General features: G+C 73.6%; 12 protein-coding genes. 9 read left to right on the forward strand and 3 right to left on the reverse strand.

Features of this window, described 5'->3' with window-relative positions:
- The first annotated feature begins 289 nt into the window (after positions 1 to 289).
- The 6 genes from GTY84_RS24980 (at position 290) to GTY84_RS25005 (ending at position 9,811) form a co-directional block, all read left to right on the forward strand.
- Entirely contained in the window at positions 290 to 1,786 is a 1,497-nt protein-coding gene (locus GTY84_RS24980; RefSeq protein WP_161228643.1) for a DUF4192 domain-containing protein, read from the forward strand.
- Between the two features lie 280 nt (positions 1,787 to 2,066).
- Positions 2,067 to 2,825, forward strand: coding sequence for an NUDIX domain-containing protein (locus GTY84_RS24985; RefSeq protein WP_161228644.1), 759 nt, complete (start codon positions 2,067 to 2,069; stop codon positions 2,823 to 2,825).
- Between the two features lie 145 nt (positions 2,826 to 2,970).
- Complete coding sequence (locus tag GTY84_RS24990; RefSeq protein ID WP_161228645.1) at positions 2,971 to 5,709, forward strand: ATP-binding cassette domain-containing protein; 2,739 nt, start codon at positions 2,971 to 2,973, stop codon at positions 5,707 to 5,709.
- A gap of 162 nt (positions 5,710 to 5,871) precedes the next feature.
- Positions 5,872 to 6,759 carry an FCD domain-containing protein gene (locus GTY84_RS24995; RefSeq protein ID WP_161228646.1) on the forward strand — a complete coding sequence of 296 codons (888 nt, stop codon included), beginning with the start codon at positions 5,872 to 5,874 and terminating at the stop codon, positions 6,757 to 6,759.
- Between the two features lie 470 nt (positions 6,760 to 7,229).
- Positions 7,230 to 8,756, forward strand: a complete 1,527-nt coding sequence (locus GTY84_RS25000) for an RNA polymerase sigma factor (protein WP_161228647.1) — start codon at positions 7,230 to 7,232, stop codon at positions 8,754 to 8,756.
- Positions 8,757 to 8,956: 200 nt separating this feature from the next.
- Complete coding sequence (locus GTY84_RS25005; RefSeq protein WP_161228648.1) at positions 8,957 to 9,811, forward strand: serine protease; 855 nt, start codon at positions 8,957 to 8,959, stop codon at positions 9,809 to 9,811.
- Positions 9,812 to 9,953: 142 nt separating this feature from the next.
- Here the strand turns inward: GTY84_RS25005 and GTY84_RS25010 are convergent, their stop codons facing one another.
- Positions 9,954 to 10,184, reverse strand: coding sequence for a hypothetical protein (locus GTY84_RS25010; RefSeq protein WP_161228649.1), 231 nt, complete (start codon positions 10,182 to 10,184; stop codon positions 9,954 to 9,956).
- Positions 10,185 to 10,626: 442 nt separating this feature from the next.
- Between GTY84_RS25010 and GTY84_RS25015 the strand changes: the two genes are divergently transcribed.
- Positions 10,627 to 12,750, forward strand: coding sequence for a DNA topoisomerase IV subunit B (locus GTY84_RS25015; RefSeq protein WP_161228650.1), 2,124 nt, complete (start codon positions 10,627 to 10,629; stop codon positions 12,748 to 12,750).
- Positions 12,751 to 13,436: 686 nt separating this feature from the next.
- On the opposite strand, the gene GTY84_RS25020 is transcribed toward GTY84_RS25015, so the two are convergent.
- Positions 13,437 to 14,381 carry a sucrase ferredoxin gene (locus tag GTY84_RS25020; RefSeq protein ID WP_161228651.1) on the reverse strand — a complete coding sequence of 315 codons (945 nt, stop codon included), beginning with the start codon at positions 14,379 to 14,381 and terminating at the stop codon, positions 13,437 to 13,439.
- Positions 14,382 to 14,568: 187 nt separating this feature from the next.
- Here GTY84_RS25020 and GTY84_RS25025 point away from each other — a divergent pair, with 187 nt between their 5' ends.
- Positions 14,569 to 15,687 carry a GTP-binding protein gene (locus tag GTY84_RS25025; RefSeq protein ID WP_161228652.1) on the forward strand — a complete coding sequence of 373 codons (1,119 nt, stop codon included), beginning with the start codon at positions 14,569 to 14,571 and terminating at the stop codon, positions 15,685 to 15,687.
- A gap of 377 nt (positions 15,688 to 16,064) precedes the next feature.
- Positions 16,065 to 16,865, forward strand: coding sequence for a class I SAM-dependent methyltransferase (locus tag GTY84_RS25035; protein WP_161228654.1), 801 nt, complete (start codon positions 16,065 to 16,067; stop codon positions 16,863 to 16,865).
- Positions 16,866 to 17,147: 282 nt separating this feature from the next.
- Here GTY84_RS25035 and GTY84_RS25040 read toward each other — a convergent pair whose 3' ends face one another.
- The gene (locus tag GTY84_RS25040) at positions 17,148 to 19,604 is read right to left on the reverse strand and encodes a DNA topoisomerase IV subunit A (RefSeq protein WP_161228655.1); all 2,457 of its coding nucleotides are present in this window, start codon (positions 19,602 to 19,604) and stop codon (positions 17,148 to 17,150) included.
- Positions 19,605 to 19,861 lie beyond the last annotated feature (257 nt).

Raw genomic sequence — 19,861 nt, forward strand, 5'->3', positions numbered from 1 at the left:
CGGGGTCGGCGCGGCGGGAGTGCGTGCATGGTGTCGTGGGGCAGACGGGAATTGCCAGAAAGGCCTCAGGACCCCCGGGCGGTGGCCTCCGGACGGATCGGCCGCTCCGGACCACGCCTCCCCGCTGGGACGCGCCGGGTGTGTGCCCGGGGGCCGGGCACCGCGCGCCGGGTGTGTGCCCGGGACCGGGAACGCCTGGTGAGGGCCGCCGTGAGACGGGTGTCATGTCCGGGGCGAGAGTTGTCCACAGGGCTCAGCGGGATTCCGTGATTCGCGAGATCGTCGATCCATGACGAACCGCAGCGAAGCGCGCGAAGCCGCCGACGACGACCCGCAGGTCACCCTCCGCACCCCGGCCGAGCTGGCGGACGCCCTGCCGTATCTGCTCGGGCACCGGCCGGAGGACAGCATCGTCCTGGCCGCCCTGTACGACCGGGACGGGCAGGGCCGGTTCGGCGGCCGGGCCAGGCTCGGCATCCCCGCCGGGCCGGACGACTGGCCGGGAGCGGCCCGGGAGTTGGTGCGCGGCCTGGTGGCCGGCGGGGAGCGCCGCGGCACCCGCCCGGTGCGGATGGTCGCCTATCTCTGCCAGGAGCCGGCCCCGGGCGAGTCCGGCCGTCAGGTGATGGAGCGGCTGCGGCCCCTGGCGCAGACCCTGCGCCTGGAGAGCGGTGCCCTCGACATCCCGGTGGTCGAGGCGCTCTGCATCTCCGACGGGCGCTTCTGGTCCTACTGCCACGACGACGAGGTCAACTGCCCGCCCGAGGGCGTCCCCATGGGGCTGCCGGGCACCTCGGTGCTCGCGGCGGCCGCCGCCTACGCCGGTATCCAGGTGCGGGGCTCGCTGCGGGAGCTGCGGAGGCGGCTGCTGCCCTGGGAGGGCGCCGCCGCGGCCGAGCAGGAGAGCGCCCTCGACGCGGCGGGCTCGGCGCTGATCTCCCGGATCTTCGACACCACCCGGCGCGGGGACGTCGCCGAGGACACGCTCGACCTGGCCTCCCGCCTCATGGACCGACTGGCCGCGGCCCCGGCGGCGTCCGGCACCGCCGCGGCGGACGGGCGCGACGACCGGCTGATCACCCATGACGAGGCCGCCGCCCTGGTCCTCGGCCTCCAGGACCGCACCACCCGGGACCGGGCCGCCGGATGGATGGAGGGCGCGGAGGCGGGCCCCGCGCTGCGGCTCTGGCGCGCGCTGGCCCGCCGGTGCGTCGGCCCCTACGGCGAGCACGCGGCGGCGCCGCTCAGCCTCGCGGGCTGGGTCGCCTGGTCCACGGGCGACGAGTTGGAGGCGCGGGAGGCCCTCGCCATGGCCCTGGGCGCCGATCAGGACTACCTCTTCGCGCGCCTGCTGCACCAGGCGTGCAACGAGGGGCTCGATCCCGAGTCGATCCGCCGCTGTCTGCGCACCGACCGGGCGGGCGGCGCGGTGACCGGGGGCGGCGTTCAGGGCGGGACGGAGGGCGCCGCCGGGTCCGGGACGGATGACGGCGGCGTGGCCCCCGGGGCCGGGGCCCAGGCGGTGCCCCGGCCCCGGGCGCACCCCACCGCCGCGGCCGACGGGCACCCCGCCCGGCTGCGGACGCGGCACCGGGCCCTGCGGCGCGCGGTCCGGCCCGATGCCGCGGCCCGGCCGGAGGGCGTGCGTCCCCGCGCCCCCATGGGCGGGGCGCGTCCCGGCGGGTCCCGCGCGGCGCGCGGGGAGGCGGGCGTCGCGCGCGGCGGAGCCGGGGGGGAGGAGAGCATCCGACGGGAGCCCGCCCGCGGGGCCGAGGAGGAGGGGTGAGCGGCGTCCGTCCCGGCCCCTGACGCCGCCCGGCTCAGCCTCGGCCGCCGGGGCGGAGGTCGGGGAGCCCGTGCCGCCCCGGGGTCGGTGCCACGAGCGGCCGGAGCGTGTCGCGGAACGGAGGGGAGGGCCTGCGCGGGGACCCGCCGGGAGCCCCGGGAAGCCGTGGCAGACGGTGCTCCGGTGGGGGTCCGGACCGGCGTGAACGGCCGGTGGCGGCGAGAACGCTGTGTAAGCGGAAGGGAGTGTTTATCGTCAGGAAGACGACTATGATCACGGCATGCCCTACGACCCGTCAGCGTTTCCGCCCTTCGCCGTCACCGTGGACCTGGTCGTGCTGACCGTGCGCCGCCATTCCCTGTGCGCGCTGGCGGTGCGCAGGGGCGAGTCCCCGTTCCAGGGGCGCTGGGCCCTGCCCGGCGGCTTCGTGCGGGCCGACGAGGACCTGGCGCGGGCGGCGGCCCGGGAGCTGGCCGAGGAGACGGGGCTGACCGTCCACGACCCCGCCGCCCCGGCCCAGGACAACGGGGCGCATCTGGAACAGCTCGCGACCTACGGGGACCCCGACCGCGACCCCCGGATGCGCGTGGTCAGCGTCGCCCACCTGGCGCTCGCCCCCGACCTGCCCGCGCCCCGGGCGGGCGGTGACGCCAGCAACGCCCGCTGGGCGCCGGTGGAGGAGCTGCTCGACCAGCAGGGGCGCGGCCGGGACGGCGAGCCGGTGGCGCTGCTCGCCTTCGACCACGCCCGCATCCTCTCCGACGGCGTCGAACGGGCCCGCTCCAAGATCGAGTACTCGTCGCTGGCCACCGCCTTCTGCCCGTCCGAGTTCACCGTCGGCGAGCTGCGCCGGGTGTACGAGGCGGTGTGGAGCGTGTCCCTGGACCCGCGCAACTTCCACCGCAAGGTGACCGGTACCCCGGGCTTCCTCGTCCCCACCGGCGGGACGACGACCCGTCAGGGCGGGCGCCCCGCACAGCTGTTCCGCGCGGGCGGCGCCACCCTACTGAACCCCCCGATGCTGCGCCCGGAGGTGTGAGCGCGGGCGCGGCCGGTCCCGGCGCGAACGGCGGACACCCGCTCGCGCACCTGGCGGAACGGGTCCGCGCGCCCGGTCGTACCGCACCCCACGACTGGCCGTGCTATACCCGGAAAATCCGATATCACGCGCTATCTTGCTTCGGGTGATCCAGGCCTTCGGACTGACCAGCACCCCCCGCAAGGAGCTTCCCCCCGCCGTCGACGACGTCTCCTTCGAGGCGCGCGCGGGCCGCGTCACCGCACTGCTCGGAGCGTCCGGCGCGGGAAAGACGACAGCGCTCGGGCTGATGCTCGAACTCCAACCCGGCCGGGGCATCACCCACTTCAGGGGACGCCCCCTGCACCGCATCGCCCACCCGGCCCGGGAGGTCGGGGTGCTGCTGGGGGACGTGCCGGGCCACCCGGGCCGCACGGTCCGCGGGCATCTGCGCATGCTCTGCGCGGCGGCCGGGGTTCCCGCGGGGCGCGGTGACGACCTCCTGGAGTCCGTCGGCCTCGTGAGCCTGCGCGAGGAGCGCCTCGGCACCCTCTCGCGCGGACAGGACCGGCGCCTCGGGCTGGCCTGTGCCCTGCTGGCCGACCCGCACGCCCTGGTCCTCGACGACCCCGCCGCCGCGCTGTCCGCCGCCGAGGCCCGCTGGCTGCACGGCGCGCTGCGCGCGCACGCCGACCGGGGCGGCACGGTCCTGTTCGGCACCGCCGATCCCAAGGAGGCCGCCCGCACCGCCGACCACGTGGTCACACTGGAGTGCGGCAGGGTGGTCGCGGACCAGGAGGCCGCGCGGTTCCGGCGCACCCGGCTGCGTCCCAGGGTCGCCGTCCGCAGCCCGCACGCCCCCCGGCTCGCCGCCCTGCTGGCCAAGGAGGCCCGCACCGAACGCCGTTCGGTGGAGGTCGTCCGGGAGGGCGGCAACCGCCTCGCGGTGTACGGCAGTACCTGCGCCGACATCGGTGACACCGCCTTCCGCAACGGCATCCTCGTCCACCGACTCGCCGACGAGGTGGGGGACATGGGGCCGGGGGCGGAGACGTACCCGCCGGAGGAAGAGGAGCCCGGGGCGGCGCCCGGACCGGCCCTCGGATCCGTGCCGGGCTCGCGGTCCGGGCCGGAATCCGGGCACGCGTCGGTCCCAGGGGCCGCGCCGATCTCCGGGGCCGCGCCCTTCTCGGAGCTCGCGTCGGAGTCCGGGGCCGGGCCATTCGCGCGGGCCGTGTCGGAGTCCGGGGCCGCGCCCTGCTCGGGGTCCGCGTCGGAGTCCGGGGCTGGTCCTGTGCCGTTCTCGGGGTCCGCGCCGGTATCAGAGGCCGCGTCGGGGTCCGGGGCCGGGCACGTGTCGTTCTCGGGGTCCGCGCCGGTATCAGAGGCCGCGTCGGAGTCCGGGGCCGCGGCCTTCTCGGGGCTCGCGTCGGAGTCCGGGCCCGGGCCGGCATCGGGGGCCACGCCGGTTCCGGCGTCCGAGCCCACTTCCGCGCCCGACCGGGACACCGGGGTCGTGACCGACCGGGACACCGGGGTCGTGACCGACCGGGACCCCGGGGTCGTGTCCGGGCCGGGAGACGCGGCGGCTGAGGCGACCGCGTCCGCGTCGGTGGCCGAGTCCCCGTCCGTCGTGGGGCGGTCCCTCGCGGGCTCCGCACCCGCGGCCCACGCCATCGGCCGCCCCGCCTCGGCAGTGCGCCCCGCTCCCGCCGGACCGCAGGGCCCCGACCCCGACCCCGACCCCGTCCTCGGTCCGGCCCCGGGCACTCCCGTGCCCACCGCCATCGCGGGTACCGGCAACGCCCATCCCGACCCCGACCCCGACCCCCACCCCGCGCCCGCGGCCCCGGTACGCACCGCCTCCCCGCCGGTCCCCGTACCCGCCGCCCCCGGGGCTGTCGACCCCGCGTCCGACCCCGTACGCGGCGCCCCTCCGCCCGACTCCGTGCGCACCGCCCGCGCGGTCCCCGTGCGTACTGCCCCCGCGCCCGAACCCGTGAGCGCCGACTCCGCGCCCGCCGCCCCCGCGCCCCCGTCCCACCGTGCGGCTTCGCGTGTCGAGGGTGTCCGGGCCGTCGGGGACGTCCGGGGCGGGGACGACGGGCTCGGGCCGCCGATCCGGGTCCGTTCCGCGCCCAGCCCCCTGCGCCCGTTGCGATACGAGCTGCACAGGACCCTGGGGATCGGCACCGGGTTCCTGACCGGCGCGGTCGTGCTGGTGGTGTCCGCGGTGACCGCCGTGGTGCTCGCCCGGATCGGGCACAGCCCGCAGCCGCGGCTGCTCGTCGCATGGCCGGCGGAGCTGCCGCTGCCGCCAGCCGCGCTGGGCGCGGGGCTGCTGGGGGCGCTCGCCTTCGGGGACGAGTTCCGCCACCCCGCCCTCGCGGCGGACCGGGGTACCGTGCCCCGGCGGCTGGGGCTGCTCGGCGCCAAACTCGTCGTCTCGGCCCTCACCGCGCTGCTGCTGGCCGTGCTCACCCTGGGCTGCGACGCCGAACTGCTGTACCTGTTCTACGGCCCCGAACTGACCGTGGTCCCCGCCGACTGGCCCGCGCTGAGCGCCGGTTGGGCCGGGCTCGTGGTCGGCTGCGCCTGGGCCGGGCTGCTGGCCGCCGGGGTCTTCCGCTCCACCACCGCCGGGCTGGCCGCGGTGCTCGCGGTGCCCGTGCTGGTCGTACCGCTCGTACAGAGGCTCTGGGACGGTCCGTCCGTGCGGTCCGCCGCCGGTCTGCCGATGCGGCTGCGCGAGGCGCTGCTGACGCCGTGGCCGTTCGGCGGCGAGCGGTACGTGACGGGGGTGCTACGGCTGCTGGCACAACCCGTGGGCGGCGCAATGACGTTGTCGGTGGCCGCCCTGCTCTGCGCTTATCTGCTCACCACCCTGCGCGGCAGGACCCGGTGACCACCGCGGATGTCTTCCGTTCCGGCCGTGCGCACAACTCCCCCGCGGGAAGCCCGTTTCTTTCCGATAAGGCGTCAATTGGGGCGGGGTGAGCGATCACCCTTTCGTGTGCTTTTCACCAAAGCCCTCAAGGGAGTTGAGGACCAGGCCGACAAAGGATGCGTGAGTACCCTTGCGCACACCATGATGACCTCCGCCCGTTCCTCCGACTCCGGTCTGTCGAACCCGGGCGAACTCGACCGCTACCCCTACGCGGAGACGCCCGGCGTCGACCGCGGCGGGGCGCCCGCGTGGGAGGGGATGGAGCCCGATCTCGGCCGTGTCAGCAGGCGCCCCGCGGGCAGCCGCGGCCGCGGACTGCACGGGCAACTCGTCCAGCAGCTCGGCCAGATGATCGTCTCCGGTGATCTGGGGGCGGACCGCCCCCTGGTGCCCGAGGAGATCGGCCAGCGTTTCGAGGTCTCCCGCACGGTCGTCCGGGAGTCCCTCCGCGTCCTGGAGGCCAAGGGCCTGGTCAGCGCCCGGCCCAACGTCGGCACCCGGGTGCGCCCCGTGAGCGACTGGAACCTGCTCGACCCCGACATCATCGAGTGGCGCGCCTTCGGGCCGCAGCGCGACGACCAGCGCCGGGAGCTGAGCGAGCTGCGCTGGACGATCGAGCCCCTCGCCGCCCGGCTGGCCGCCGGTCACGGCCGCGAGGACGTGCAGCAGCGGCTGGCCGACATGGTCGGCATCATGGGCCATGCCATGGCGCAGGGTGACGCGCTCACCTTTTCCCGGGCCGACACCGAGTTCCACGCCCTACTCATCCAGGTCGCGGGCAACCGCATGCTGGAGCACCTGTCCGGGATCGTCTCCGCCGCCCTCCATGTGTCCGGCGGCCCGGTCACGGGCTGTGACCGGCCGAACGAGGGGTCCCTCGGACAGCACGGCCGGATCGTCGACGCGCTCGCCGCGGGCGACGGCGCCGCCGCCGAGACGGCCATGCGCCACCTCCTCGTCGTCCACCCCGAGGTGGAGCGCGTCGTCCCCGCCCCGCGCGAGCACTGATCCCCGGGCGAGCACCGACCCCCGCGCGAGCACCGACCGCGTCCGGCCCGGCGGGGGCGGGCCCCGGGTGCGCCGCCTCCCCCTCCCGCGGCGGTTCCGGACCGCCCGTCACCACCGTCGGACCCCACGGGATTCCCTCAGATCCCGCGGGGTCCGACGGCGTGATGAGACCCTGGATCTCCCCGGCCGGGCCAGGTCAGGACGGTGCCCGACCTCGTTCGTTCGGGTGTGACCGGCTTTGACCGCTTACGGGGTGTGACTCGGGCCACGCGGATTGGGCGTAACGCTCGGGCAAACAACGCGATGACCTAATAGGTGACTGCCGTGGAGGGAATACGGACGTCGTTCACGACGCTGTGCTTCTCCCCGGCCCGCGCCCGCGCCGTCGGCCCATCCCCAAGCCGGTGGTCGGCCCCGTCCGTCCAGGACGGCGGCCGGAAGCCGTTTTCCAACGTTCCGAGAGGTTGTTCGTGTCGGCCAGCACATCCCGTACGCTCCCGCCGGAGATCGCCGAGTCCGTCTCTGTCATGGCGCTCATTGAGCGGGGAAAGGCTGAGGGGCAGATCGCCGGCGACGACGTGCGTCGAGCCTTCGAGGCTGACCAGATTCCGGCCACTCAGTGGAAGAACGTACTGCGCAGCCTCAACCAGATCCTCGAGGAAGAGGGTGTGACGCTGATGGTCAGTGCCGCGGAGCCCAAGCGCACCCGAAAGAGCGTCGCAGCGAAGAGTCCTGCCAAGCGCACCGCCACCAAGGCGGTCGCGTCCAAGACGGTGACCAGCAGGAAGGCCGCCGCCCCCGCCGCTCTGGCGGCCCCCGCGGGCGACCCCGCCGAGGAAGAGGCGCCGGCCAAGAAGGCGGCGGCGAAGAAGACCACCGCCAAGAAGGCGGCCACGAAGAAGACCGCGGCGAAGAAGACGGCGGCGAAGAAGACCACCGCCAAGAAGGACGACGCCGAGCTGATCGAGGACGAGCCCGCCGAGGAGCCGAAGGCCGCCGACGAGCCCGAGGGCACCGAGAGCGCCGGTTTCGTGCTGTCCGACGAGGACGAGGACGACGCCCCCGCGCAGCAGGTCGCCGCGGCCGGCGCCACCGCCGACCCGGTCAAGGACTACCTCAAGCAGATCGGCAAGGTCCCCCTGCTCAACGCCGAGCAGGAGGTCGAGCTGGCCAAGCGCATCGAGGCCGGTCTCTTCGCCGAGGACAAGCTCGCCAACTCCGACAAGCTCGCGCCCAAGCTCAAGCGCGAGCTGGAGATCATCGCCGAGGACGGCCGCAGGGCCAAGAACCACCTGCTGGAGGCCAACCTCCGTCTGGTGGTCTCCCTGGCCAAGCGCTACACCGGCCGCGGCATGCTCTTCCTGGACCTCATCCAGGAGGGCAACCTCGGCCTGATCCGCGCGGTCGAGAAGTTCGACTACACCAAGGGCTACAAGTTCTCCACGTACGCCACCTGGTGGATCCGTCAGGCGATCACCCGCGCGATGGCCGACCAGGCCCGCACCATCCGCATCCCGGTGCACATGGTCGAGGTCATCAACAAGCTCGCCCGCGTGCAGCGCCAGATGCTCCAGGACCTGGGCCGCGAGCCCACCCCGGAGGAGCTGGCCAAGGAACTCGACATGACCCCGGAGAAGGTCATCGAGGTCCAGAAGTACGGCCGCGAGCCCATCTCCCTGCACACCCCGCTCGGCGAGGACGGCGACAGCGAGTTCGGTGACCTCATCGAGGACTCCGAGGCCGTCGTGCCGGCCGACGCGGTCAGCTTCACCCTGCTCCAGGAGCAGCTCCACTCCGTGCTGGACACCCTGTCCGAGCGCGAGGCGGGCGTCGTCTCCATGCGGTTCGGTCTCACCGACGGTCAGCCGAAGACCCTCGACGAGATCGGCAAGGTCTACGGCGTCACCCGCGAGCGCATCCGCCAGATCGAGTCCAAGACGATGTCGAAGCTGCGCCACCCGTCCCGTTCCCAGGTGCTGCGCGACTACCTCGACTAGGCAGGTCGCCGGCCCCTCCCGGCCCATGGCGAAGGCCCGGCCCCCTTGCGGGGGGCCGGGCCTTCGCCATGGGCCGGCCGGAGCGGGCGAGGTCGGGGCCGCGGGACCGGGAGCGGGTGCGGGCACGGGTGGGGGTGCGGGCACGGGCCCGGTGGATCACTCTGGGTCTCCCAATGACCACCTGTGAGTGAGGAGCGCGTATGCGTCGTCTCATGGTCCGGACGCTGGTCCGCCCGCTCGTCCTGGCGGCGGCCGCCACCGTCATACCGCTGGCGGGCGCCGCCCCCGCGACCGCGGGCGGCATCGTCGTCGGGGGCTTCCCGGTCGACGTGGCCGACAGCCCGTGGACGGTGGCCCTCTCCAGCCGTGACCGGTTCGGGGGTACGCGGTCCGGCCAGTTCTGCGGGGGAGTGGCGGTGGGCCGCACCACCGTGCTCACGGCGGCGCACTGCGTGAGCGCGGCGGTGCTGGGTTCGCCGCCCGGGCGGACCGGCGACCTCAAGGTCATCGCCGGCCGCACCGATCTGCGCTCGGCCCAGGGGCGGGAGATCCCCGTCAGCCGGATCGGTGTGAACCCGGGCTACGACCCGGACGGCAACGTCGGGGACTTCGCCCTGCTGACCCTCTCCGAGGCGCTGCCCGCCGGTTCGGTCCTGGGCATGGCCGCGGAGGGGGATCCCGCCTACGCGCCGGGGACGGCCGCCCTGGTCTACGGCTGGGGGGACTCCTCGGGCGCCGGCGACTACGCCACCGGGCTGCGGGCGGCGCGGGTGCGGGTGCTGTCCGACGCGCGGTGCGAGGAGGCGTATCCCGGGGGCGACGACCGCCGGTACCGCGCCGACAGCATGCTGTGCGCGGGGGAGGAGGCGGGGGGCCGCGACGCCTGCCAGGGCGACAGCGGCGGGCCGCTGGTGGCCCGGGGACGGCTCATCGGGCTCGTCTCCTGGGGGAGCGGCTGCGGCACACCGGGGTATCCGGGGGTCTACACGCGCGTCTCCGCCGTCGTGACGGCCCTGGGCGGGCAGGTGCCCCGGGCCGCGGCGGGAGGGCGCTGACGGGCCCCTGGAGCCCCGCGGACACGAGCGAGGGCGACCGCCTCGGATGAGGTGGTCGCCCTTTCACCGGCCTGTGCCTGCACGCACACGGTCCGATCGGACTCGGCCCGTGCCGGACTCGCTCGTCGTCGGATGCGAAGCGTCAGCGCTCTTCCTCGGGACCGGACGCGGGAACGGGCGTCAGCCGCTCCGTCTCGTCCTGTATCTCAGCGGCGATCTTCTTGAGTTCCGGCTCGAACTTGCGGCCGTGGTGGGCGCAGAAGAGCAGTTCCCCGCCGCTCAGCAGAACGACGCGCAGGTATGCCTGGGCGCCGCAGCGGTCGCAACGGTCGGCGGCCGTCAGCGGGCTCGCGGAAGTCAGAACAGTAGTCACGTCGCCTCTTCTCTAGCTCGACGAGCTGTCGTACCAGGGTCAACATCCAACCAGCCCCAAAACGTTCCCGCTCGTGGCTTTTTCCTCGAAGATTTCTTCCGAGGGGCCGGCTGTCACCCGTTGGCGGCGAATGTGCCGTATTGCGTGTCTCTGTGTCGTACGGGTTCGCGCGGTCGGATCGGTGTCGGTCCCGCCGGCTGGGTTGCCGGTTTGTTCATGAGGACGTGCCCGGAGCCTAAATGGTTCATGCCTCGAAGGGAACGTGATGTGTACTTCACCCCATCGAGGGATCGAACAGGTATGCGACCCTGGACTAGGGTGAGTTCTCGACGAGGGTGGCGTGACAGCGGCTCTACCAGGCATCGGTACCCTCTGACCGGTGAACGAAGCCGCGCCCTTACCCAGCGAGGCCCCATCTGAAATTCAGCGAGGAGCGAACCGCGTGACCGCCGAGACGTCCGTGCCGTCCACAGCGCTGCTGGCAGGAGCAGACCGGGACGGTTCCAACTACACCGCGCGGCACCTGCTCGTCCTGGAGGGGCTCGAGGCCGTCCGTAAACGTCCGGGCATGTACATCGGGTCGACCGACAGTCGCGGTCTGATGCACTGCCTGTGGGAGATCATCGACAACTCCGTCGACGAGGCCCTGGGCGGTTACTGCGACCACATCGAGGTGATCCTCCACGACGACGCGTCCGTGGAGGTCCGGGACAACGGCCGGGGCATCCCGGTCGACGTCGAGCCCAAGACGGGCCTGTCCGGCGTCGAGGTCGTGCTGACCAAGCTCCACGCCGGAGGGAAGTTCGGCGGCGGCTCCTACGCCGCCTCCGGCGGTCTGCACGGCGTCGGCGCCTCGGTCGTCAACGCCCTGTCCGCCCGGCTGGACGTCGAGGTGGACCGGGGCGGGCACACCCACGCGATCAGCTTCCGGCGCGGTGTGCCGGGCGCCTTCGCGGCGGCGGGCCCCGAGGCGAAGTTCGAGCCGGGCAGCGGCCTGCGCAGGGCGAAGAAGATCCCCAAGGCCCGTTCCGGTACCCGTGTGCGGTACTGGGCCGACCGCCAGATCTTCCTGAAGGACGCGCGGCTCTCCCTGGAGACGCTGCACCAGCGGGCGCGGCAGACGGCGTTCCTGGTGCCCGGCCTGACCATCGTCGTCCGGGACGAGTTCGGTCTCGGCGACGGGGGCAGCAAGGGTGAGGAGTCGTTCCGCTTCGACGGCGGCATCAGCGAGTTCTGCGAGTTCCTCGCCTCCGACCGGCCCGTCTGCGACGTGCTCCGCTTCACCGGCCAGGGCGCGTTCAAGGAGACCGTGCCTGTCCTGGACGAGTTCGGGCAGATGACGCCCACCGAGGTCACCCGTGATCTCGGCGTGGACATCGCCATGCGCTGGGGCACGGGATACGACACCACGCTGCGCTCCTTCGTCAACATCATCGCCACGCCCAAGGGCGGTACCCATGTCGCGGGCTTCGAGCAGGCTGTGGCGAAGACGATGAACGAGGTGCTGCGGGCCAAGAAGCTGCTGCGCGTCGCCGAGGACGACATCGTCAAGGACGACGCCCTGGAGGGCCTCACGGCGGTGGTGACGGTCCGGCTGGCCGAGCCGCAGTTCGAGGGGCAGACCAAGGAGGTGCTCGGCACCTCGGCGGCCCGCCGGATCGTGAACACCGTGGTCGCCAGGGAGCTGAAGGCGTTCCTGACCTCGACCAAGCGGGACGACGCCCAGCAGGCCCGGGTCGTCATGGAGAAGGCCGTCGCCGCGGCCCGGACCCGTATCGCCGCCCGTCAGCACAAGGACGCGCAGCGTCGCAAGACGGCGCTGGAGTCCTCCTCGCTGCCGGCGAAGCTCGCGGACTGCCGCAGTGACGACGTGGGGCGCAGCGAACTGTTCATTGTCGAGGGCGACTCGGCGCTCGGCACCGCGAAGCTCGCGCGGAACTCGGAGTTCCAGGCGCTGCTGCCGATCCGCGGCAAGATCCTCAACGTACAGAAGTCGTCCGTGACGGACATGCTGAAGAACGCCGAGTGCGGCGCGATCATCCAGGTCATAGGAGCGGGTTCGGGCCGTACCTTCGACATCGACGCGGCCCGCTACGGCAAGATCATCATGATGACCGACGCCGATGTGGACGGCTCCCACATCCGGACGCTGCTGCTGACCCTCTTCCACCGCTACATGCGGCCCATGGTCGAGGCCGGCCGGGTCTTCGCCGCGGTGCCGCCGCTGCACCGCATCGAGATCGTCCAGCCCAGGAAGGGCCAGGACAAGTACGTGTACACGTACTCGGACCGGGAACTGCGGGACAAGCTCATGGAGTTCAAGACCAAGGGCGTCCGCTACAAGGACTCGATCCAGCGCTACAAGGGCCTCGGCGAGATGGACGCCGACCAGCTGGCCGAGACGACCATGGACCCCCGCCGCCGCACCCTGCGCCGGATCAACCTGACCGATCTCGACTCCGCGGAGCACGTCTTCGACCTGCTCATGGGCAATGACGTGGCCCCCCGCAAGGAGTTCATCTCCAGCTCGGCCGCCACCCTGGACCGGTCGCGCATCGACGCGTAGTCCGCCCGGGGGGTGCGCGGGTGGGGGTACCGGCGGGACCCGAGGGCCGAGGGCCGGGACCCCGGCGCCGGGGTGTCGACCTGGGGCCGGGCGCCGGTCGCCCGCGTCCGTGGTTCGAACGGTCCGGTGCTCCTGCCGCTCCGGCACTCCGGTGGTCCGGTCACCCCGGCCCTCCGGTCACCCCGGCCCTCCGGCCGCCCCGGCCCGGGGTGCTCGGGCGGGGGCGGTCGGCGCATCTCGGTCCCGGGTGCCGGGGTGCCGGCCTCGGGGTCGGGCGCCGGTCGTCCGCGTCGGTGGCTCGAACGGGCCGGTCACCCCGGTGGTACGGCCGCTCGCCCCGCTCCGGCGCTCCGCCACCGCGGCGCTCCGGTGGTCCGGCAGCACGGCGTACCGGCCGGTCCGGGGGTCGGCGGCTCAGGGGGTTGCGGTGGTTTCGGGTCGACCCGTGGCTCCCGTGGCTCGTGGCTCACGTGGCTCACGTGGTTTTCGGGTGCTCCGGGTGCTCCGGGGGGGCGGTCACGCGGAACGTACGGCGGTGGTCGGGGCGTGAGCGGTGCCGGGCCGTGTCCGTGCGCCGTCGCACGCTGCCGGGGCGGACGGTGTGAGGAGCCCGGCCGTCGGTTTCCGGGTCCGTTCGCGTCCGCACGTGGTGCTTCCCGCCGCTGTCCGCTCGCGCGGGGGCGGGCTCAGACGGCCAGGGAGGTGGGCAGGGCGACGGGGCGCAGCGCCGTGACCCGCATATGGGCGGGGGAGCCGAGTACCGAGCTGGCGCAGCTCTCCGGGCGGGGCGGCAGCGCGGCGGCCTGGGCGACGGTGACCCGCCAGTGGCGTCCGTCGGCGTGGGCCACGGTGACCTCCCAGTGCGGGGCGGACCGCTCCGTGCGCACCACCGTCAGCGCTTCCGCGGCGTCCTCGCCGGTCTCCGCGCGCACCGCCAGCTCGGCGGCCTGGCCGGGGCGCTCCCAGGCCGTGCTGCCCCGGCAGCCGGAGACGACCATCCGCCCCTCGCGCACCCGGTGCAGGATCTCGCCGACCGAGCGGGCGTCGACCCTGCCGTAGGCGTAGCCGTGCGGCAGGACGAGGATCGTCGGGGAGAAGCGGTGGCCGCCCAGGTGGGTGACCTCCCAGGTGCCCTCCGCGCCGGAGGCGGCCAGCTCGGCGGCGAGCGGCCTGCCCAGGATCGCGCAGCAGCGGTCCCGCTTGCCGTTGGTGCAGACGAGGGCGAGCGGGGCGCCCTCGTGCGGGGCACCGCCGAGCGCCGTGTCGAAGGCGCTCCGGTCGCCCCGGCCGAGCGCGGCGAAGTCGAGGTCGAGCAGGCGCCGGGGATCGGTGACGGTGGCGCCGTGCAGCCACACGTTCCCGGGCACGGTGTGACCCGCGTACACCCGGCGTGTGCCCGGGGCGTGGCCGTCGGCGTGCCGGCCGGGGCGGCGGATCAGCGCGAGGCGCACGCCGGTGCCCTTCGCGGCGGCCTCCAGGGCGCGTCCGAGGGCGGGGTCCAGATGGCTCGATGTGAGCGCCTTGGCACCCCAGGGCCCGGTCTGCTCCAGCAGGAGCCAGGTCCGCGCGGCGGGCGCGGTCCCCGCGACGGGCTCGTCGAGATCCCGGGAAACGGTTGAGCAGATACTCACAGAGGTAAGCCTAACCTGACTTTCTCCCGGTGACTTCCGGCCGCGCCCGAACGATACTCCGGTGGTGGCCCGAACCTCCTCTGCCACGCCCTCACCACACGTATCCTGATCAGGCGTTCCGTTCCCCGGTCACCCTGCCGGAGGTCCGCCGTCGCGGCGGGCGGGCAGGCGAGAAAGAGGTCGTGCGGTGGCCCAGAGCCCCATTCCCCGGCAGATCCCGGTCGTCGTGCTGGCCGGATTCCTCGGCTCCGGGAAGACCACCCTCCTCAACCACCTCCTCCACCGCAGCGGCGGCAGCCGGATCGGCGCCATCGTCAACGACTTCGGTTCGATCGAGATCGACGCGATGGCCGTCGCCGGGGCCCTGGGGGACTCCACGGTCTCGCTGGGCAACGGCTGCCTGTGCTGTGCCGTCGACGGCAGTGAGCTGGACGTCTATCTGGAGCGGCTCGCCCGCCCCGACGCCGGGATCGACGTCATCGTCATCGAGGCCAGCGGGCTCGCGGAGCCGCAGGAACTGGTGCGCATGCTCCTCGCCAGCGAGCAGCCGGACGTGGTCTACGGGGGGCTCGTCGAGGTCGTCGACGCCGCCGAGTTCGACGGCACGCGGGAACGGCACCCGGAGATCGACCGGCATCTGGCGCTGGCCGACCTGATCGTGGTCAACAAGACCGACCGGGCCGACGCCCCGGAGCGGGTGCTCGCCCTCGTGCGGTCCCTCGCGGACGGCGCCGCCGTGGTCGCCTCGGTGTACGGGGCGGTCGACCCGGAGTTCCTGTTCGACTGCCGTCCGGGCGGGGAGCGGATCGGGCAGCTCTCGTTCGACGATCTGCACGACCACTCCCGGGACGGCGGGCCCCACGCCGGGCACCTGCACGCCGCGTACGACAGCCTGGCGTTCGTCTCCGACGTGCCGCTCGATCCGCGCCGGGTGATGCGGTTCCTGGACAGCCGCCCCGAGGGGCTGTACCGGATCAAGGGGTACGTCGACTTCGGCCCGTACGACCCGCGGAACCGGTACGCCGTCCACGCCGTGGGGCGGTTCCTGCGCTTCCACCCGGAGCCCTGGCCGGCGGGCAGCGAGCGGCTCACCCAACTGGTGCTGATCGGCGCCGGGATCGACGCCCCCGCCCTCGCCAAGGAACTGGACGGCTGCCGGGACGCCGGTCAGGAGGCCGACGAGCACGGCATGTGGGGCGTCCTGCGCTACGTGCCCGACCCGGAGGTGGAGGGGACGGAGGAGCGGGCCGAGGACCCCACCGTCGGTACCGGCCCCTCCGACCCGCCGGCCGAGCCGGACTTCTAGGGCCTGTCTGACCATTGCCGCCGTCGCCCGCAGGGCAGCCGCGCGGCATCGGGTGCGCGTGCTCCCGGCGCGCCGGCCCCAGGGCTTCGTGCTGGACACGTACTTGTGGAAACGGTCCTCCGCGTGCCAGGTGCCACCTGCCCGCGCTTCCCTGCCGGCCGTCGAGCCTGCCCGCCCGAGGACTGCGGCGGCCCTCGGGGACACCCGGCCTCCCTCGCCGCGATCACCGGCCCCCAGCGGCGAGCGGCATGAGGAACTCCTCGACCGGGGCTGCGCCTTCGAGCCCGGCCACTTCGACACCGACGCCGTCGGCGAGCGCCTCACGGACCGAGAAACCTGGACCGCAGGTGTGCGGTGCGGCGACTAGGCTGCGGTGTATGAGCCGGACTCCCTTCGACCCCGTCGCGCACAACCGCCTCGCCTGGGACCGCGAGGCGGAGCAGGGCGGCGAGTGGTCACGCCCGGTCGGCCCCGAAGTGATCGCGAAGGCGCGGGCCGGCCAGTGGTCCATCGTCCTGATCGGCCACGAGCCGGTCGACCCGAGCTGGTTCCCGCCGGAGATCACCGGTCGCGACGTGCTCTGCCTCGCCTCCGGCGGCGGACAGCAGGGCCCGGTGCTGGCCGCGGCGGGTGCGCGGGTGACCGTCTTCGACAACTCGCCCCGCCAGTTGGCGCAGGACGAGATGGTCGCGGCGCGGGACGGGCTCGACCTGCGCACCGTGCTCGGCGACGCGCGTGACCTGAGCCCGTTCCCGGACGCCTCGTTCGACCTCGTCGTCCACCCGGTCTCCAACCTGTTCATCCCGGAGTTGGCGCCGGTCTGGCGCGAGTGCCACCGTGTGCTGCGCCCCGGCGGGACGCTGCTGTCCGGCTTCCTCAACCCGGACGTCTACCTCTTCGACGCCGAGTCCCTGGAGACGCGGGGCGAACTGGTGGTGCGCCACCGCCTGCCCTACAGCGACCTCACCCACCTGGAGCCCGCCGAGCGGGAGCGGCTGTGGGGCCTCGACGCGCCGGTGGAGTACAGCCACACGCTCACCGATCAGCTCGGCGGGCAGATCGCGGCGGGCTTCGCCATCACCGGCTTCACCGAGGCGCCGCACCACTCGGACGCCACCGTCGGCTGGCTCCCCGGCTACTTCGCCACGAAGGCGGTCAAGGCCGGCGCCGGTCGCTGACCCTGCACCGGCCGGGCCGGGCTGGTGCAGGGTCAGCGGTGAGGCCGACGGGCGACCGGGTGAGGCGGGCGACGACCCTGCTGATGCGCGAACCGGGAACACTCCGGCCCCGGCGACCCCGCGTCGACCCGGCTCCGGGCACCCCGGGCGGGTTTCCGGCAGTCACTGCCGGCCACCCCGGGCCCCGGCCACCCTGGGCCCACGGCCCCGGCCACCCCAGGCCCCGGCTCCCGGCCACCCCGGATCCGGGGCCCCGGGGAACTCCCCGTCACGCCGGCCCCGTCACGCCGGTCCCGTCACCACCGACACCGTCTTCGGCAGGGAGACCCCCGAGCCGTCCCGGCGCGGGTCGACGTCCGGGAGGGGGACCGGCGTTCCGTCGCGCTGGGCGGCCCTGGCCGGGACGGGGCCCGCCCAGGCCAGCGACAGACAGTCCTCGCCCTTCAGGAACCGCTGACAGCGCACCCCGCCCGTGGCCCGGCCCTTGCGCGGATACTGGTCGAACGGCGTCAGCTTGGCCGTCGTCTGGACCGAGTCGTCCAGGGTGCCGCGCGAGCCCGCGACCGTGACGACGACCGCGTCGGCGGCCGGATCCACCGCCGTGAACGAGATGACCCTGACCCCGTCGGCGAGCTTGATGCCCGTCACCCCGCCCGCCGGACGGCCCTGGGGCCGGACCTGCGCGGCCTGGTAGCGCAGCAGTTGGGCGTCGTCGGTGATGAACACCAGGTCCTCGTCGCCCGTGCGCAGCTCCACCGCGCCGACGATCCGGTCGCCCTCCTTGAGGGTGATGACCTCCAACTCCTCCTTGTGGGAGGGGTAGTCCGCCACCACGCGCTTGACGACGCCCTGTTCGGTGCCGAGCGCCAGCCCCGGCGAGGACTCGTCCAGGGTGGTCAGGCAGACCACCGTCTCGCCCTCCTCCAGGGAGACGAACTCCGACAGCGGCGCGCCTCCCGCGAGGCTCGGCGTCGGCATCGTCTCCGGCAGTTGCGGCAGATCCACCACGTTCACCCGCAGCAGCCGCCCGGCGGAGGTCACCACGCCCACCTCGCCCCGGGCGGTGGCCGGCACCCCCGAGACGATCAGGTCGTGCTTGACGCGCTTGGCCCCGGCGCCCGCGGCGAACGGCGCGCCGTCCACGGTGCGGGCCAGCAGGCCCGTGGAGGAGAGCAGCACCCGGCACGGGTCGTCGGCCACCTGGAGCGGCACCGCGGCCACGGGGGAGCCCGCGGACTCCAGCAGCACCGTGCGCCGGTCGGTGCCGAACTTCTTGGCCACCGCCGCCAGTTCCTGCGAGACCAGCTTGCGCAGCTCCGCGTCCGAGTCCAGGATGCGGGTCAGCTCCTCGATCTCGGTGTTCAGCCGGTCCTTCTCCGCGTCCAGCTCGACGCGGTCGTACTTGGTCAGCCGGCGCAGCGGGGTGTCCAGGATGTACTGGGTCTGGATCTCGCTCAGCGCGAAGCGCTCCATCAGGCGCTCCTTGGCCTGCGCCGAGTTCTCGCTGGAGCGGATGAGCCGGATGACCTCGTCGATGTCGATCAGCGCGGTGAGCAGGCCCTCGACCAGGTGCAGCCGGTCGCGGCGCTTGGCGCGCCGGAACTCGCTGCGCCGCCGGACGACGGTGAAGCGGTGGTCGAGGTAGACCTCCAGCAGCTCCTTGAGGCCCAGGGTGAGCGGCTGGCCGTCGACCAGGGCCACGTTGTTGATGCCGAAGGACTCCTCCATCGGCGTCAGCTTGTAGAGCTGCTCCAGGACGGCCTCCGGCACGAAGCCGTTCTTGATCTCGATGACCAGGCGCAGCCCGTGCTCGCGGTCGGTGAGGTCCTTGACGTCCGCGATGCCCTGGAGCTTCTTGGAGCCGACCAGGTCCTTGATCTTGGAGATGACCTTCTCCGGGCCGACCGAGAACGGCAGCTCGGTGACGACGATGCCCTTGCGGCGCGCCGTCACCGTCTCCACCGACACCGTCGCCCGGATCTTGAAGGTGCCGCGGCCCGACTCGTAGGCGTCGCGGATGCCGGGCAGGCCGACGATCCGGCCGCCGGTGGGCAGGTCGGGGCCCGGCACGTGCTTCATCAGGGCGTCGAGGTCGGCGTTCGGATACCGGATCAGGTGCCGGGCCGCCGAGATCACCTCGCGCAGGTTGTGCGGCGGCATGTTGGTGGCCATGCCGACGGCGATCCCCGAGGCGCCGTTGACCAGCAGGTTCGGGAAGGCGGCGGGCAACGCCACCGGCTCCTGCTCCTGGCCGTCGTAGTTGGGCGCGAAGTCGACGGTGTCCTCGTCGATGGACTCCGTCATGAGGCTGGTGGCCTCGGTCATCCGGGCCTCGGTGTAGCGCATGGCCGCGGGCGGGTCGTCGTTGCCCAGCGAGCCGAAGTTGCCGTGGCCGTCGACCAGGGGGACCCGCATGGAGAACGGCTGCGCCATGCGCACCAGGGCGTCGTAGATCGACGCGTCGCCGTGCGGGTGGAGCTTGCCCATGACCTCGCCGACGACCCGGGCGCACTTGACGTAACCGCGCTCGGGGCGCAGCCCCATCTCGTTCATCTGGTAGACGATGCGGCGGTGCACCGGCTTCAGCCCGTCGCGGGCGTCCGGCAGGGCGCGGGAGTAGATGACCGAATACGCGTACTCAAGGAAGGAGCCCTGCATCTCGTCGACGACGTCGATGTCGAGGATCTTCTCCTCGTACGTGTCGTCGGGCGGCGGGGTCTTCGTACTACGGCGGGCCATCGCTGCCGGCTCCTCGCTGAAGCGTGAACGGTGATCTGACGCGGTCCATTGTGGACCGAGGCACTGACGGCACCCGACAGGACCCGTCCCGGACCGACCGGTCCGGTGCCGCCCCGCAGCGTACGCCCTCGTCGTCCCCGCTCCGGCGACCGCCGGGGGGCGGGCCGGAGGAGCGGCTCGGGAGCGGCCGGGGCGGGGCACCGCGTGCTCGCTCTCGGCGTACCGCGGCCGGGAACCCCACCAGTGGCCCGCGCGCT

This window comes from Streptomyces sp. SID8352 (assembly GCF_009862265.1).
Taxonomy (GTDB): domain Bacteria; phylum Actinomycetota; class Actinomycetes; order Streptomycetales; family Streptomycetaceae; genus Streptomyces.